Genomic DNA, 16,927 nt, shown 5'->3' on the forward strand with positions numbered 1-16,927 from the left:
TCCTTTCTATCATTTTCGGACAATATAGAGCATATCTGTTTCAGATAATCCAAATTTCCTAGCACTTTTCATTCCTTGTTTTTCAGCTATGTTATATAATTCCACCTTAAATCCCGCATTCTTTAATCGTTGAATGAATCCCGATTGATTATAAATTCTCACATGATCTTCTTGACCAAAAGCTAATTTCCTCAATTGTGGTGTTACAATTAATTCATTCTCGATAATAAAATCTACATTCATTACGATTGGTACTTGAATAATTCCCCATCCATTTGGCTTTAAAACTCTAAATAACTCTCGCATTGCTTTTTCATCATCAGGAACGTGTTCTAATACATGGCTACATAAAATCACGTCAAAAGTATTACTATCATATGTAATGCTTGTAACATCAATTTCCTTCATTAGTGGATCCTTTGGTTCTAAATCCCCACATACATAAGTAATATTTTTATACTCATTCAACCAATCTCTTACCTTTGCTTCAGGTGCAATATGAAGCATTGTATAATTTTTACTTAACAAGTCCGTTTCCGTTTCAATGTACGCACGATACAATCTTTCACGATCCATTGAACTACAAACTGGACATATCCCTGTATCTTTATTCCACATTTCAAATTTATATTTCGGAAAATCGTAATGTGCTGGCCAAGGTGAAAATGTTTCAAATTGTTGATTGCAATATTGACAATAACAAGACTCTTTCTCAAACATATGAGCAATTAGCTTGTTTAACCCTTTGTTTATCTTTTCATTATAAATTTGATTTAGTTCGCCATTTCTTACTGCATCCTTAACTATAAATCCCGCATTTTCTAAGCAATAAGATAAGCTCTCTTTATAATCTCTTTCAGAACTTAAAAATCCACTATTATACGCATCTATAATTAATTCAATCCATTCTTCAATTGTCATTAAAATAAAATGCATTTGTTTTTGATTTTGTCCACTATGTTGTCTAAAATAACTAAGAGGTTCTTGTATATAAACTACTTTTCCTTTCCTCATCATATCTAGCCAAGTTGCAATGTCATTAATAGCAGAATAAGCCTTTCCTTTAAAATACCCAAACTTCCCTTCAAACAAATCTCGATTAAACAGAACAGTTGTCGGCTCACCAACTATATTTTTTAAATTTTTTAATATGTAATTCCCTAATTCTTTCCCTTCAAAAAGTGTAGTTTCTTTCGCAATTTTCATATTCAATGTTGAGGGTGGTAATATCTCTCCATTCTCATCAATTAGTTCACGATATGACGTCACAAATGAAATATTTTCTAACGTCAAAAAGTATTTCATCATTCTCTCGATCTTTTCATGATGAAATAAGTCATCATCTAATAAAAAGTTTATATAATCCCCGTTCGCAAGTTCTATACACTTATTAAAGTTCTCAGCAACTAACGGAGTTTCATTTTTAACATATGTAATACACTCATATTCACGTAAGTACGGTTGAATCATAGCATTGACTTCATTATTTGTACTATCGTCAGAAATAATAATTTCAATATTTTCATATGTTTGATTCAGAGCACTGTTGAGCGCTAATTCCAAGTAATAAGGTCTATTGTACGCAGGAATAAGTATACTTACTTTCGGTAAAGAAGAATTATTATTAATATGTTGTTTTTTCTTTTCTATGTTTATTTTCTTCCCCCTAATTTTTTGATAGTAGTCTAATGTATATAATATTGATGACGGAACTATCCTTCTTGCATAATCTAGAAAACTAGTTATCGCTTTTTCTAACTCTTTTTCGGTGGATAAGAAACCATATTTTTCTCCTACTATAATACTATGTGAAAAATCTTCTAGCCCATCCATCATTTTATTAGATCCGTTTAACTGTTGATCTGGATGTAATCGAAAGTAACTAAGTGTCTCTGCTATGTATACTGCTTTTCCTTTACTTAATAAAGATAACCATGAAGCGATATCTACGTTACATAGATACCTCCTCTTATCAAAAACCCCATACGGTTCTTGCAAATCATTTTTACGAAATAAAACTGTTGTCGGTTCTCCAATATAATTTTTTTGATCCACAATTACCTTATTTCCTAATTCTGTTCCCTCTATAATCATATCCTCTTCAAATAACCGGACAGTTGAATAAATATGTCTTAGTTCTTTCCCTTTATCATCAATTACTTGACGATGAGATGTTATAAGCTTAATTTCATTATCTGGATCATTGAAAAAATACTTCATCATTTTTTCAATTTTATTCACATGAAATATATCATCATCCATTAAAAAATTTATATACTCACCCTTCGCTTCATTAAATAACATTAGCGCATTTTCAAATTGTCCGAGAGTTGACCTGTTTTTTATATAAATAATATTTGAATAATTACATAAGTATTTTTGTAACACCTTTTCTGTTTCATCATTCGTGCTATCATCTCCAACTATAATTTCTATATTTGGGTATGTTTGTTCTAACACACTACATAATGCCTTTTCAAAGTAGCGAGGACGATTATACGTAGGAATTAATACACTTACCAATGGAAGTTGAGCTACCGCCTCTTCAATTCTTTCAAAACGAGTTCTCATTTTACTCTCTCACCTCTTCGCATATTATTTGTATACGCGATGCAAAAATCACATTACTTAACTGTATGGAGCCTATTTACTTTTATGCAAACATGAAACAAAATATCATGCTTTTCATTCCTGAATAAACATATTTAATAACGCGGACATTTTATTTGCACCTTTGATAATTCATCACTTAAAACAATAATTTTATACCACTCATTCATGTACATCCCCTCCATTATATGTATAATATAAAGTTCATTTTTCATTCGTAACAATCATATACATCTGCAATTCAACATTAAAAAAGAATAGAATATTCATTTCGAAACAAAAAATAGCTGCACCATTTGGCGTAGCTATTTTTACAATTATGACTTATTCAAACTATATTCCTTTATCTAACTCATAAAGCTTTCGATACTTCTCGTTTTCTTTCAAAAGTTGTTCGTGACTACCTTGCATCACAATTTGACCACGATCAAGGAATATCACTTCATCAACATGCTCTATTCCTACAAGATGGTGCGTAATCCAAATAACTGTCTTTTCTTCTGTTGCAGAAAACATTGTTTCTATTAAAGATAATTCCGTCTTTGGATCTAATCCGATCGTAGGCTCATCAAGTACAATAATTGGGGCTTCTTGCATGAGCGTTCTAGCAAAAGCAACTCTTTGTCTTTCCCCACCAGAAAACCTTTTTCCCATTTCATGCATTTTTGTTTGTAATCCATCCGGAAGAGTAGCAATATGCGAAGCTAATTGTGCTTTCTCTAAAGCTTTCCATATCTCTTCATCCGTAGCCTCTGGTTTGCCAATTCGCACATTATTTCCAATTGTCGTATCGAATAAATGCGGCTTTTGATTTAATACAGAAATATATTTTGATAAAAGATTCGTATGAGCATGTACACTATTCAATAAAACTTCACCATGTAACGGACTTAGCGCACCTGTTAACAATTTTAACAAAGTAGATTTTCCTGTTCCGCTTCTTCCTAAAATGGCAATTTTCTTCCCTGCTTTTATTGGTAGTGTTACTTCTTTCAATACGAATTCATTACTATCTGGGTATCTATACGATACATTATTTAATTCAATGTCTATATGTTTTGATGCAGCATAATCTTTATCTCCATGTAATTCCTTTTCATCGTGTAAAACATCATTACCTTCTATTTGATTTAGACGATGAGCAGATTCTACATATGATGGAATTCGATCGATAGCATCTGAAAGAGGAATAAGCGCGTTTGTGACTGATAATGTCATTAAGACGAAAGCCGCAATAACGGTAGGTGCAATCTGTTCACTTGCCGCCTCATTTCCAGTCCATATGATCATTGAAATAACTACAATCCCCACTACTAATTGAATGATACTGTCCCGAATGTGATTCCAGTGTTTCATTCTTTTTTCCGTTTTTAACAACTGATTATTTTGCTCTACATACTTATCAATGAATTCATCTTTTCTACCACTTGCTTGCCAATCAGATAATCCAAAAACAGCGTCTGTTAGTTGTTGATACAAACGGTTTCTTCCTTGTTTTAAAGTAACATGATGTCGCTTCATTAAAAGCAATGATACAAATGGAAGAAGAAAGACAATAATCGCTAACATACACCCTGCAATAAGTGCAAACACTACGTCAAATGCACCGATAACAAGTACGAATATGCTATAGACAACTAATGCTAATATGCTAGGAAATATTGTACGTAAATATAGGTTTTGCAAATGCTCTATATCTTCGGAGAGCACCCCTAACATATCGCCCGTTTGAAATCGCGAACGGAAAAATAAAGCCTGTGGTTCTACTATTCTATATAGTTTCGTTCTCATTTTTTCTAATATACGTAGTACGACATCGTGTCCAACTAAACGCTCTAAATAATGAAATACCGCTTGTCCTATACTAAACGCACGTGTTGCAACGATAGGAACATATACAGCCATTACATTTTCTGGTCTAAGAGCAGATTTAGAGATTAAATAACCTGAAATAAAAAGTAACATCGCACCTGAACTAACTCCAAGAAGACCAAGGAAAATAGTTACAGTCATTCTACCTTTATTTTGCTGTATATAAGGTTTAATCCAGTTACTCATCTCTATCCCCTCTCTTTCCTATGAAAATGTAATGCCTCATTCTTTAAAAGCTCTTCATACGTTCCACTTTCTATCATTTTCCCTTTATTTAAAATAAGAATATGATCCATCTGTTTCATCCAGTGAAGACGATGCGTTGCAAGAAATACTAACTTACCTTCAAACAGACGTAACATCGCTTGTTTTATTTCAAATTCAGTTTCAATATCAAGATGTGCTGTAGGCTCGTCTAATAAAATAATTGGCTTTTTGCTTAAAAGTGCACGTGCCATAGCGACACGTTGTTCTTGTCCGCCACTAAGCATACGTCCACCTTCTCCAATTCTTTCGTACATCCCGTTCGGAAGTGATGTTACGAGTGAACGAAGACCAACTTCATCAATAACTCTTTCCACTTCTTCATCAGTTGTATTTGTTTCATAAAAACAAATGTTATCTTTTAATGAAAGCGGGAAAATATAAGGTTGCTGCGGAATATAAGCAATATTCTTTTGCCACTCTTCACGAGTAGCCCCGTCAATTTCCACACCATTTACAATCATCTTTCCACCTGAAGGAGTTAAAAATCCTGCTAATACGTCAATTAACGTCGATTTCCCTGCCCCACTTTCACCAATTACACCTATAGCTCCGGTGCCTTTCCAAGTAAAATCAATTCCCTCTAATATAGCTTTTTCAGATTCATTACTCTTTACTTTTACATCTTGTAATTTCAAGTTACTAGAGGAATTCCATATTAAATCTACATTAGGTTCTTTCTTTCCTATTTCTTTTTGTTGCTGTAAAATCTCTTCTATTTGCTCCATTGCAAGTTGTCCATCTAACGTAGCATGATAATTCGCTCCAACTTGTTTAATCGGCAGAAAATATTCCGGAGCTAAAATTAAAATCGTAAGGGCTGGCAATAGTACAATTGTTCCGTCTATTAAACGTATCCCTAATCCGACTGCCACAAATGCAATTGATAAACTCGTAAAGAAATCTAATGCAAAAGAAGAAAGAAAAGCAACTCGCAAAGTACGCATCGTTGCTTTTCTATATCTTTTACTTACTTTTTCAATCTTTCCTTCGTGCTGTTTACTTTTACCTAAATACTTTAATGTTTCTAATCCTTTTAACGTATCTACAAAATGATTAGAAAGTACACGATACGACTCATACTGACTGTCCGCCATTTTCTGCGCTGCTAATCCTAGTAGGATCATAAATATAATCACGATAGGAATCGTTACAACTAAAATGATTCCAGACTCAATATCTAGCGTAAAAACATATAGTACAATTAGTCCCGGTACGATACTACTTCTAATCATTTTAGGAATTGTTAATTCAATATATGTTTTAAATTTCTCAATACCTTCTATCGATAAGGTAACCAGATGACCTGTTCCAGCAGTTTGAACATACCGTGGACCTAATGTGAAATACGCCTCTATTAATTGTTTTCTCAGTAGCGATCCTGTTTTTTCAGCGAAACGTTCCACTAATATTTGCGATATTCGAACAAGCATATGACGTACTGCAAACGTGATCCCAAAATAAACAGTTTCATTTAACACAGATTGCACTGTTTCTCCTTGAAATAAAAACGTAATAGCCCGTGCTAAAAACACTGTTTGCGCAATAATACTTAAAGCTTCTAAAATGCTAATGATTGTTAACACTACATATAAAACTCGGCTACCAGGATACGACGGAAGTCCTCTTTTTCTTTTCATTAGTACTCCAAATCTTTATCTGACTTAACAGGTTGTCTAAACACATAGAAACTCCATATTTGACTTCCCAAAACAAATGGCAATATAGCAATTGAAAAATACGTCATCAGTTTTAGTGCATAATCTCCTGATGCTGCATTATAAATCGTCAAATCGTATATTGACCCTAACGAGCTAATTAAGACACGTGGGAACATGCCGATAAACACACTCGCACTTAGTAAAATGATTGTTAAACTCGTCATAACGAAAGCCCAACCATCTCTTCTTCTTTTATTTAATAATGTTGACGTACATAATGCTACAAAAGCTCCAATCGGAACCATAATCCACTCTGTACCATGGGCAGTGAAAATATCTGTTTTCCATAATCCTAATCCGGCAAAAATAAGGAGTGCTATAATTGCAAGCGGTGCAATCTTCAACGCAGCAATACGTGCACGTTCTCTTAACTTACCAGTTGTACGTATAGTAAGGAATTGCAATCCGTGAACAATACATAACAGAAGGAACATAACTCCTCCAAGTAATGCAAATGGATGAAGTAATGGTAAGAATCCACCTACAGCATTTTTCGTCTCATCAATTGGAATACCTACCATAAAGTTAGCAATGGCAACTCCCCAAAGGATAGGCGGTAGTAAACTGCCTAAAAACATACCCCAATCCCAAAAACCTTTCCATTTATGATTATCTATTTTCGCACGGAATTTAAAGGAAACCCCTCTTATAATTAAAGCAAGAAGCATAAATACAAACGGAATGTAAAACCCACTAAATAAAGTTGCATACCAGTGCGGGAATGCTGCGAACATAGCTCCACCTGCACAAACAAGCCATACCTCATTCGCGTGCCAAAATGGACCAATTGTATTTAAGTAAATTCTTTTCTCTAAATCGTTTTCCCCTAAAAACCTTGAAACTATACCTACACCGAAATCGAAACCTTCAAGTACAAAGAAGCCTACGAATAAAACTGCAATAATGATAAACCACAACTCATTAAGAGATAACATACTCATCCTCCTTATCAAATGGATCATGGCTTTGAGAATCCTGTTTCGCTTTCTTATTCTCATGTCCTTTAATAGTACGAACGAATAAGTAAATAGTAATTCCACCTATAATTAAATATAGTGATGTGAATGAAACTAAAGAGAATAATACTTCTCCGAACGTAACATTTGGAGATACAGCATCTTCCGTTTTCATAACACCGAAAACTACCCAAGGCTGACGTCCCATTTCAGTCATAATCCATCCTACTGTATTACCGATAAACGGTAGTGCAATTGCATACACCATTAATTTTAAATACCAATTTTTTTCAACTAAACGATCTTTTCTTGATAAGAACCATCCGTATGCTCCTAGAAGAAGCATAAATGTTCCACTCATTACCATCGCTCTAAAACTCCAGAACATAGTGTGTACTGGTGGAATATAGTCTCCAGGCCCATATTTTTCTTCATATTGCTTTTGAATTTGATTCATTCCTTCTACTTGACCGCTAAATTTATCAAATGATAATAGACTTAGCATATAAGGGATTTGAATTTCAAACGAGTTTTCTTGCTTCTCTGCATCAATTTTCGCAAATACTGTAAATGGCGCTGGATCCTCACTCGTATTCCATAACGCTTCAGCTGCTGCCATTTTCATTGGATGTGTCTTAATTAATTGTTGTGCTTGCGCATGACCGAAGAATAATACTAGCGCAGTTGTAAGTGTTCCAACAATGATAGAAATGCGGAACGATTTTTTAAACACTTCAGTTTCTTGAGCTTTCGTTATTTTCCATGCACTCACACCTGCAATAAAGAATGCACCAGTTGCAATCGCTGCTGTAATTGTATGCGGGAATTGTACCCATAATTGTGGGTTTTGAATGATTGCTAAGAAATCATTCATTTGTGCACGTCCATCTGCTGCCATTTCATATCCTACTGGCGATTGCATAAATGCACTTGCAGTTAAAATCCAAAATGCTGATAACATTGTTCCAATTGAAAGGAGCCAAATACATAAAAGGTGAATACGCTTCGGTAATTTGTCCTCACCGAATACCCATAAACCTAAGAATGTGGACTCAATGAAAAATGCTAATAAACCTTCAATCGCAAGTGATGGACCAAACACATCACCTACAAAACGTGAATATGTTGACCAGTTCATACCAAACTGGAATTCTTGTAAAATACCAGTTACTACACCTACCGCAAAGTTTACAAGGAATATTTGTGTCCAAAACTTCGTCATCTTCTTATAAATTTCTTGTCCCTTTACCACATATAACGTTTGCATTAACGCAATGATAAAAGCTAAACCAATAGACAGCGGAACAAAAAAGTAATGGAAAATCGTTGTTGATGCGAATTGTATTCGTGCCAATTCGAGCGTTTCCATACTACAATCACTTCCTTCATAATTTTTTATATCGAAATTTCAATTGAGTTGTTTGAATAAAACAACTCAAATCTTAGAAATATAGAAAGATAAATGTGTTTATGTACTTTTAGAAAATATAAATTTTCAGTTTTTGAGATAATTACAAAAGAACTTTCTCATAAAATTTACCTTTTCACTATTTCAGTAGTGTTTTATCCGTTAATCGAATTGTATAATATACCTGCATAGTAAATTCAGCTGATTTTTGACGTATTATTGACATCATTTTGTCTGAAATATGTCTTTTGTCATTTTTTTGAATTAAATTTTTCTCATTACTAAAATGTATTTTTTTAATATAAGACTTACTTTCGTATCAATAAAATAATCGTTTTCCTCTTCATACACTTGACTTTTCCAAGAAAAAATGTCCTCTAAAGCAATGGGGAAATCAGTCCGTTTTTTGTCAAGAGAAAAATGTATTTTAAAAATTTAAACACAATATAATGTTATTCAAAAATAGAAAATATCCACCCTTTTTCTAAACTGAAAATTCATTTTTTTGTCATTTTTTCAAACTAAATTCATACATAAAAAATACCGAGAATCGATTAGACTCTCAGTATTTTTTAAATTATTTTGCTGTATATTTTCTAACAACCGGTAAAATTTCAGTAGCAATTAATTCGATGTTTTGCTCAATTTTATTAAGTGGTACACCACCAAAATCAATTTGTGCCATAAAACGTTGTTGTCCAAACAATTCATATTGGTAAAGCATTTTTTCAATAATTTGTTGCGGGCTACCAACCATTAATGCGTCACTGTAATCTACTGCATTTGTAAATTGGTGCTTCGGATACCCACCACCGCGCAGTGTAAGCATACCAGCATTAATATGAGGATAGTATTCATTAAATGCATCTTGTGAATTTTTTGCTGTATAAAATAAACTCGTCGTTGCAACTGGTAAACTTGCTGGATTAAAACCACTTTGCTCAGCAGCCTCACGGTAAGCATCTACTGATCCTTTAAAGTTAATAGCTGGACCACCTAGTGTCGTTATCATCATTGGCACACCCGCACGTCCTGCTTTAATCGCACTAGCTGGTGGACCACCAACTGCACGCCAAATTGGTAAATTATTATGTTTTGCTCTCGGAATAACCGATGCGTGTGCAAGCGGCGCTCTGAACTGTCCGTTCCATGTTACATGTTCCTCTTTATTAATTTTTAATAAAAGATCCATTTTCTCTTCAAATAACTCTTCATAATCATTCACATCATAACCAAGTAAACTATATCCCCCAATACGAGATCCACGACCAGCTACGATTTCTGCACGTCCATTAGAAATTAAGTCAATTGTAGCAAAATCCTCATATACTCGTACCGGATCAGATGTACTTATTATCGTTGCTGAGCTTGCAATTTTTATATTTTTCGTAGCTTGTGCAATAGCTCCTAAAATAACTGTATGAGCTTGCGTTGTAAAATGCGTTTGATGACTTTCACCGACAGCAAATACATCAAGTCCAGCTGCATCCGCTAACTTAGCTGTTTCAATTAATTCATGAATTCTTTGTTCTGCACTAATTTTCTCTCCGTTATGCGGATTTAAAACATGATCCCCAATTGAATATAATCCAAACTCTATTCCTTTACTTGTATCCATACGATATTTTTCCATAGTTGCTCTCTCCTTTAATGAAGTGTTATTAGTTTCTCTTTTTAAAACGTTGATAAGTCACGTGTATATCCCTATTACCTACACTATCACTTGATTAGTCAATTGATGTTGTAAAAAAAATTACTCTTGCGGTAATTCTTTTTTTTCGCTATACTTATGAACTTTCGTCATTAGCTCGTATAATATTTTCTGCTCTTCTTCATTTAATACATCATCAAAAAACGAAGATTGAAATGCAAGTTGCTCTGGCAGTGCTCTATCTAAAGCTGCTTCCCCTTGCTCTGTAAGACTAATTGTTTTCGTTTTCCAATCTTGTTTTCGTACTATATATCCTTCTTTTTCAAGACGAGTTAACATTCGAGAAATACCGCCTTGTGTAACCGTTACCTTTTCAGCTAACTCCATTTGTGTTAGTGGTTGATACGTACGTATTTGCAAAAGCACATCAAATTGAGCTGTCGTTAAATCAAAACGTTTTAAAAACTCATTTGACATCTGATTACTTTGGTTCGTAAATCGTATTAAACGTAGCCATATTAATGATCCTATCGTATTATCACGCATATTTGATCACTTCCTATCGTGAATCTTACTATCACTTTACTACGCAAGTGATAAAAAAGCAAGAGAAAAAGTGAAAAATAACATCATTATAGTATTGCATAAATAACGATAAGAAAGAATTCATGTTTAAATGAATTCTTTCTTATCGTTATTCTTAACTTTCCATTTCATTCATTGCAATATTTAAAGCTCCCACTGCTTTGGGCCAACCAACATAAAAAGCCATATGTGTTATTAATGCAATCATTTCATTTTCTTTAATTCCATTTTGTTTGGCCAGTCGCAAATGAAATGGTAATTGTTCTGTCTGATTAAGACTAATTAGTGCCGCCACTGTACATAAACTTCTTTCTCTTAATGTTAAAGTGGCATCCCGCCACACTTCCTCGAACAATACTTCTTCACTATAATGAGCAAATGCAGGTGCCATTTCTCTCATTTTCTTTTGAATATAATATTCAATGGATTCATTCATCATTTCACTCCCCTTCATTTTACCAATTGCGCCAATCCTTGACCAAACGACCAATTTTCAGCAGCTGTCTCATTTAGTGTAATAAAAATATCTACACTTTTTATACTAGAACATTCAGAAACCTTCGAGGATATCGACTGATACAGGTCCCTTTTCTGTTTTTTTGTTCTTCCCGGTCCACATGTAATAGAAACATAAATCATATTCTCTGTTCTCTTTTCTCCTCCTTCCAACAAATAATATGGATTATATAAAAAGTGATTTTGTTGATAAGGTAAGAACAATTGAAAATAATCATTTTCAGGGATGTTAAAATGTGAAATTAATGAAATATGAATACATTCACCTATCTTTTTCAATTCTTCTTTATTTAATATATTTCCTGGATAATATACGTTCACAAAAGGCATACATTTTCATTCCTTTTTCTTAATTAACTTCAACATTTTCTCATCGTGAAATGTGCAAAATCTCATATACTGTAACATCTTTATTCGTTACCATATCAGGCTTTTCATTATAAAAACTGAATTGACTATATCCCCATTTATCTGGATTATAAATGATTACATTTCCTAAACACTTTTCTATGTTTTGTACATTCTCATTCATAGTGTTTAATTGAGTCCCTCTCAGTGAATTACTTTGAGAAATACTCCCTGTATACTCAACAGCATATCTACTTTTTTTAAAATCATTACTTAGATTAACAACTAAAGGAACACCTATATTTATTTGTTGCCATCCAAAAGATTGTAAAATATTATCGTAATACCCTTCAAAGATAAATTTGTTCATTCCTTCATGGCCATTCCAAACATATAAAGGTGCATAACAGTTATAAAAATCCCCGTCCTTACCTGCCTCATTAATTAAATACGCTTTAAAATTTAGTTCTTGAAAACCATCCGTTTTATATCCATTATCTTTTGCCCTTTTTTTAATGATCTCCATATCATAATTCTTTGGCAAAATGACCTTATATTGCATTCCAATCATGTTTATCACTCACTTTCTATCTTATATTCAATGATAAACCGATGATTGACTAACGTAAAATAGGTATAAATTATGTTTGATATCATTTATAATGATATCGTATAAGGAGCTGTGATACATGGAAATAAATGATCTTATTATATTCAAAACTGTAGCTAGTGAAGGCTCTATTAGTAAAGCTGCTAAAGAGTTAGGGTATGTTCAACCGAACGTAACTGAGCGAATCAAAAAATTAGAACAAGAATTAGAAACACCTTTACTACATAGAGATAACAAAGGTGTTTCCCTATTACCTTCTGGTGACATTTTATTAGACTACACGAATAAAATATTAGCTTTATTAGAAGCAGCAAAAGATGAAATTAAAGCGACCGGTGCTTCTTTTGTAATAGGAACGTCACAATCTATTTTAACAAATTATGTAAGTGAGCGTATTAAAGAAAATTTCAGGGATTATCAAATATATGTAGAAAATAGTAGTCATTTACAAAGATTACTGCAACAACAAAAAGTTGATATGATCATTACTTATGAGGATGATCCCGACGCAGCTTTTAAAAAAGTATTTACTACTTCCATTTCTGTAGGCTTATTAAAAGCGAAAGAAACACGAACCATTGACTATTCGCAGGAACTCTTCTTCGTTAGTAATGACAAAAAATGTCCCTTTAGAAATAAGACGATACAATTTCTAAAAGAAAATAATTTATCTCAGCGTCAATTTCAACAATTAGATTCTTATCCGCTTATGGAAGAGTTTATTCAGGACGGTAAAGGTATAGCCTTTTTACCTATTAAAAATGATAAATTAGTACCAATTGAAGATATTCCAATTGAGAAATTAGCTGTTCATTTTTTTACGCATCAAAACTCTTTAAAACAAATCCCTGATGAACTATTTGATTAATAGAATAGCTATAAACTAATTACATACACCAATAAAAATCCCTCCTTTACGAATCTAAAAGAGGGATTTTCATATTCTATACAATTGATTTTTCACACATTTTGCTCCACTTCTGCACTTTTCTCCTTCTTACTCTGTTTCATATTCTTCAGCCGCTTAATCGTCCCAACTAATCCTTTCGGAAAAACTAGCAATACGATAATGTACAATAAACCAAGAATAATCGTCCATCTTTCAAAAATCGGATATTCTGTAGCTAGTTCTGATAAATAATATTTTAGTGATTCAATAATACCTGCTCCCGCGATTGCTCCAATTAACGTTCCAACGCCACCAATCATTGTCATCAATAATGCATTTAGTGTCATTTCAATTGAAAATACAGTCGTATTAACAAAGCGTAGTGTGATAACAAATAAACCACCGCTAATCGTAGCAACTACTCCTGCCACAATACTAGCAATAATTTTATAATGAAGAACTTTATATCCTAGTGCTTCAACACGTTGCTCATTTTGTGAAATTGCCTTTAATACTTTTCCAATAGAAGATTTTGTGAAAAGACGTAACAGAATAAAAATGACAATTAAACATATAAGTGTTACATAATAAAACGTAAAACGATCACGGAATATATCTGGTACACCAAATGTAAAACCGTCCCCTCCGTGAGTAAGTCCACGCCATTTTTCAGCAAGTACGAAAAACAACTGTGAAATAGCAAGTGTTAACATTGCATAAAAATGACTTTTCAACCGTAAAGAAAGCAAACCGATTATATAACTAACAATGGCTGAAATGATAATTGCAGCTACTATCCCTATAAAAAAATTCGGTATGGATACTCCTTGCCGATCAAATAAAAGCGCTACGCCATATGCCCCTATTCCAAAGAACATACAATGGCCGAATGATACAATTCCTGTATATCCAAGCAATACATCAAAACTCATTGCAAAAATAGCAAAGATGAAGATTTGAGTGAACAAAATTAACAAGCTCCGTGAATCATTTACGAATGGAAATACACTTAAACAAATGAGCATAAATACTCCGAAGTATACTTTAATTCGATTTGATGTGCTGTTCACCATTTCACCCCTTTTCACCAACAAGTCCCGTTGGCTTCACGATTAAGAAAAATAGTAACATTAACATATTGATTGCAAGTGATAAATCCGGTATAAAATATGCTGTAAAAGCACCAGCTAATCCGACAATTAAAGAAGCGATTGCTGAACCTTGTACGCTTCCTAACCCTCCAATGATTACTACTATGAAAGCTAAAATCGCATACTGCATACCCATCTCGGCAAAAATAACGCCTGAATACGGTGCTAATAGAAATCCTCCCAACGCTGCCATTCCTGCTCCTAATAAAAAGACGAAAGAAAATATAGCTTTTACGTTAATACCGAGCGCTTGAACCATCTCTTTATCCATTACACCTGCACGTATCATAAGACCTATCTTTGTTTTTTTGAGCAATAACAGTAAGGCAATGTAAATGATGATCCCAATTAAAATAACGAATAGACGATATTTAATTAATATTACACCTTCAAATGTATAACTACCTTGTAACCATAACGGTAATTTAGCACTGATTGGATTGGGTCCCCAAAATACTTTAATACATTCACTAAGTACAAGCATTCCTCCAAGCGTCACAAGAAGCTGGCGAACATGATTTCCATATACCAGCCTAATAAGGAATCTTTCTAAAATGAACCCAAGGAACATTCCCATAGCTATTGCTCCAATTAACGCTAATACATAACTATCTGTCATATTAAATAGCCAAACACCTGTAAACGCTCCCCACGCAAATAATCCACCATGTGCGAAGTTTAGAACACTCATTAAACCGAAAATAAGTGAAAGACCTGATGCTAATAAAAAAATGAGCATCCCTGTTGAAATCCCATTTACAAATAAATTGATTAACACATCCATCCTTCTCACCCCGGATTCATGTTAAGAGATTCCTAAATATTTGTGACACATTTCCTTATCCTCTTTTAATTTATGCATAAAACCGTTATGAACAATTTTTCCGTTATCCATAATATAAAAGTAATCACCAATTTGACTAGCCATCATAAAGTTCTGTTCGACGAGTAAAACTGTTGTTTTCTCCTTCATTTTCAAAATGGCTATCATTAATTTTTCTATCATAATAGGGGACAAACCTTTACTCGGCTCATCAATAAGTAATAAACCATTACTATTAATAAATGCTCTTGAAATTGCTAGCATTTGCTTTTGTCCTCCGCTTAAGAGTCCACTTTTTTTGTGCCAAAATTGCTTTAAATCTGGAAATAATTCTAGCATCCAATCTATTTTCTCTTCGGCCTCTTCTCCCTTTCCCCTAGCAAGAGCGAATGTTTCTTCTACTGTCAGATCGTGAAAAATACCTTGATTTTCTGGTACATACCCTATTCCTTTCCTTGAAATTAAATGTGTAGATAGTCCATTTACTTGTGTACTATCATAATAAATTTCACCATTTGCGATATGGTGAAAACCCATAACCGAACGTAGTGTCGTAGTCTTTCCTGCACCATTTCTTCCAAACAGTACAGTAATCGTTCCTTTCTCAACAGCAAGAGAAACACCTTGTAAAATATGAAACTGACCTAAATACGTCTCTATATTATTCACTTGTAATAGTGCCACTATATAATCCCCCTAAATAAGCACTTTGTACACGCTCATCTTTCATAATTTCTTCAGGCAAACCTTCAGCTAATAACTCTCCATGAAATAAAACGATAAGATGGTCTGACAAACCTAGTACCATATCCATTTTGTGTTCAATCAGTACAATTGTACTCTCTGGATGTTTCTTAATATTTTCAATCACTTGCAAAATAGCCGGTACCTCCTCAACTGATATACCTGCCGTCGGCTCATCAAGTAGTAACACATCCGTTTTTAAAGCTAATAACATCGCAAGCTCTAACTTTCGTTTTTCCCCATGCGCTAAATCTTTCGCTAATACATGTTCTTTCTCTTGAAGTAATACTGTTTTTAAGAAACGTCTCGCCTCTCCAACTTGTTGCTTAAGTTTTGCTGAACTCGGAAAAAAACTATAGTAATCTTGCACGAATGATTGAACACTTAAACGAACATTTTCAAGTACCGTTAACTCTGGGAATATATTTGTAAGTTGAAAAGAACGACCAATTCCTAATCGAGTTCGATCCGAAATTGATAATTTCGTAATCTCTTGTCCCTTAAAATATACTTCACCCTTTGTTGGAGAAATTTGTCCACTAAGTAAATTAAATAACGTTGTCTTTCCTGCACCGTTTGGTCCAATAATGGAAATGAGCTTTCCTTTTTGTACTGTAAAATTCACATCCTTAATAACATGATGTTCACCAAAAGATACGCTAAGATTTTTCGTTTCAAGCAAGTGTGTCACGAAATCCCTCCCTTTAAAGCTTTAAGTATGAAAGAAATACGTATAAAGAGGGTATTCCCTCTTTATACAAAAACAACAGAAAATTCAG

The 16,927-nt window shown here is 33.6% G+C and carries 15 protein-coding genes; 1 reads left to right on the plus strand and 14 read right to left on the minus strand.

Annotation, left to right across the window (positions count from 1 at the left end):
• Nucleotides 1–9: 9 nt before the first annotated feature.
• The 10 genes from ACTFOB_RS04485 to ACTFOB_RS04530 form a co-directional block, all read right to left on the minus strand.
• Entirely contained in the window at nt 10–2,571 is a 2,562-nt protein-coding gene (locus ACTFOB_RS04485; RefSeq protein ID WP_440024717.1) for a glycosyltransferase, read from the minus strand.
• A gap of 372 nt (nt 2,572–2,943) precedes the next feature.
• Nucleotides 2,944–4,668 carry a thiol reductant ABC exporter subunit CydC gene (gene cydC, locus ACTFOB_RS04490; protein WP_440024719.1) on the minus strand — a complete coding sequence of 575 codons (1,725 nt, stop codon included), beginning with the start codon at nt 4,666–4,668 and terminating at the stop codon, nt 2,944–2,946.
• A gap of 2 nt (nt 4,669–4,670) precedes the next feature.
• On the minus strand, nt 4,671–6,386 hold the full coding sequence (cydD, locus tag ACTFOB_RS04495; RefSeq protein ID WP_440024720.1) for a thiol reductant ABC exporter subunit CydD: 1,716 nt from the start codon (nt 6,384–6,386) through the stop codon (nt 4,671–4,673).
• The gene (gene cydB / locus ACTFOB_RS04500; RefSeq protein ID WP_151630783.1) at nt 6,386–7,402 is read right to left on the minus strand and encodes a cytochrome d ubiquinol oxidase subunit II; all 1,017 of its coding nucleotides are present in this window, start codon (nt 7,400–7,402) and stop codon (nt 6,386–6,388) included. Before cydB ends, cydD begins: the two co-directional genes overlap by 1 nt.
• Nucleotides 7,389–8,792 (minus strand): cytochrome ubiquinol oxidase subunit I, encoded by a 1,404-nt coding sequence (gene cydA, locus ACTFOB_RS04505; RefSeq protein ID WP_151630784.1) that lies wholly within the window; start codon nt 8,790–8,792, stop codon nt 7,389–7,391. Before cydA ends, cydB begins: the two co-directional genes overlap by 14 nt.
• A 616-nt stretch (nt 8,793–9,408) precedes the next feature.
• The gene (locus tag ACTFOB_RS04510) at nt 9,409–10,464 is read right to left on the minus strand and encodes an LLM class flavin-dependent oxidoreductase (RefSeq protein ID WP_440024722.1); all 1,056 of its coding nucleotides are present in this window, start codon (nt 10,462–10,464) and stop codon (nt 9,409–9,411) included.
• 120 nt (nt 10,465–10,584) lie between these two features.
• Nucleotides 10,585–11,028: a MarR family winged helix-turn-helix transcriptional regulator gene (locus tag ACTFOB_RS04515; RefSeq protein WP_440024723.1), complete on the minus strand. Its 444-nt coding sequence runs from the start codon at nt 11,026–11,028 to the stop codon at nt 10,585–10,587.
• Between the two features lie 154 nt (nt 11,029–11,182).
• Complete coding sequence (locus ACTFOB_RS04520; RefSeq protein ID WP_440024725.1) at nt 11,183–11,506, minus strand: carboxymuconolactone decarboxylase family protein; 324 nt, start codon at nt 11,504–11,506, stop codon at nt 11,183–11,185.
• 11 nt (nt 11,507–11,517) lie between these two features.
• Nucleotides 11,518–11,913 (minus strand): tautomerase family protein, encoded by a 396-nt coding sequence (locus ACTFOB_RS04525; protein ID WP_440024727.1) that lies wholly within the window; start codon nt 11,911–11,913, stop codon nt 11,518–11,520.
• 40 nt (nt 11,914–11,953) lie between these two features.
• Complete coding sequence (locus ACTFOB_RS04530) at nt 11,954–12,502, minus strand: DUF4865 family protein (protein ID WP_440024729.1); 549 nt, start codon at nt 12,500–12,502, stop codon at nt 11,954–11,956.
• Between the two features lie 118 nt (nt 12,503–12,620).
• On the opposite strand from ACTFOB_RS04530, the gene ACTFOB_RS04535 reads away from it, so the two are divergent.
• On the plus strand, nt 12,621–13,409 hold the full coding sequence (locus ACTFOB_RS04535) for a LysR family transcriptional regulator (RefSeq protein WP_440024731.1): 789 nt from the start codon (nt 12,621–12,623) through the stop codon (nt 13,407–13,409).
• A gap of 92 nt (nt 13,410–13,501) precedes the next feature.
• On the opposite strand, the gene ACTFOB_RS04540 is transcribed toward ACTFOB_RS04535, so the two are convergent.
• From ACTFOB_RS04540 to ACTFOB_RS04555, 4 genes are read right to left on the minus strand one after another with little or no spacing between them, the layout of a single operon-like run.
• The gene (locus ACTFOB_RS04540; protein WP_440024806.1) at nt 13,502–14,455 is read right to left on the minus strand and encodes a branched-chain amino acid ABC transporter permease; all 954 of its coding nucleotides are present in this window, start codon (nt 14,453–14,455) and stop codon (nt 13,502–13,504) included.
• Between the two features lie 49 nt (nt 14,456–14,504).
• Nucleotides 14,505–15,365 carry a branched-chain amino acid ABC transporter permease gene (locus tag ACTFOB_RS04545; RefSeq protein WP_440024732.1) on the minus strand — a complete coding sequence of 287 codons (861 nt, stop codon included), beginning with the start codon at nt 15,363–15,365 and terminating at the stop codon, nt 14,505–14,507.
• Between the two features lie 21 nt (nt 15,366–15,386).
• A complete protein-coding gene (locus ACTFOB_RS04550; RefSeq protein ID WP_440024733.1) occupies nt 15,387–16,088 on the minus strand; it encodes a branched-chain amino acid ABC transporter ATP-binding protein in 702 nt (233 codons plus the stop codon).
• The gene (locus tag ACTFOB_RS04555) at nt 16,066–16,839 is read right to left on the minus strand and encodes an ABC transporter ATP-binding protein (protein ID WP_440024734.1); all 774 of its coding nucleotides are present in this window, start codon (nt 16,837–16,839) and stop codon (nt 16,066–16,068) included. The genes ACTFOB_RS04550 and ACTFOB_RS04555 overlap by 23 nt, the downstream gene beginning before the upstream one ends.
• Between the last annotated feature and the right edge of the window lie 88 nt (nt 16,840–16,927).

This window comes from Bacillus cereus group sp. MYBK79-1 (assembly GCF_051915365.1).
GTDB lineage: Bacteria > Bacillota > Bacilli > Bacillales > Bacillaceae_G > Bacillus_A.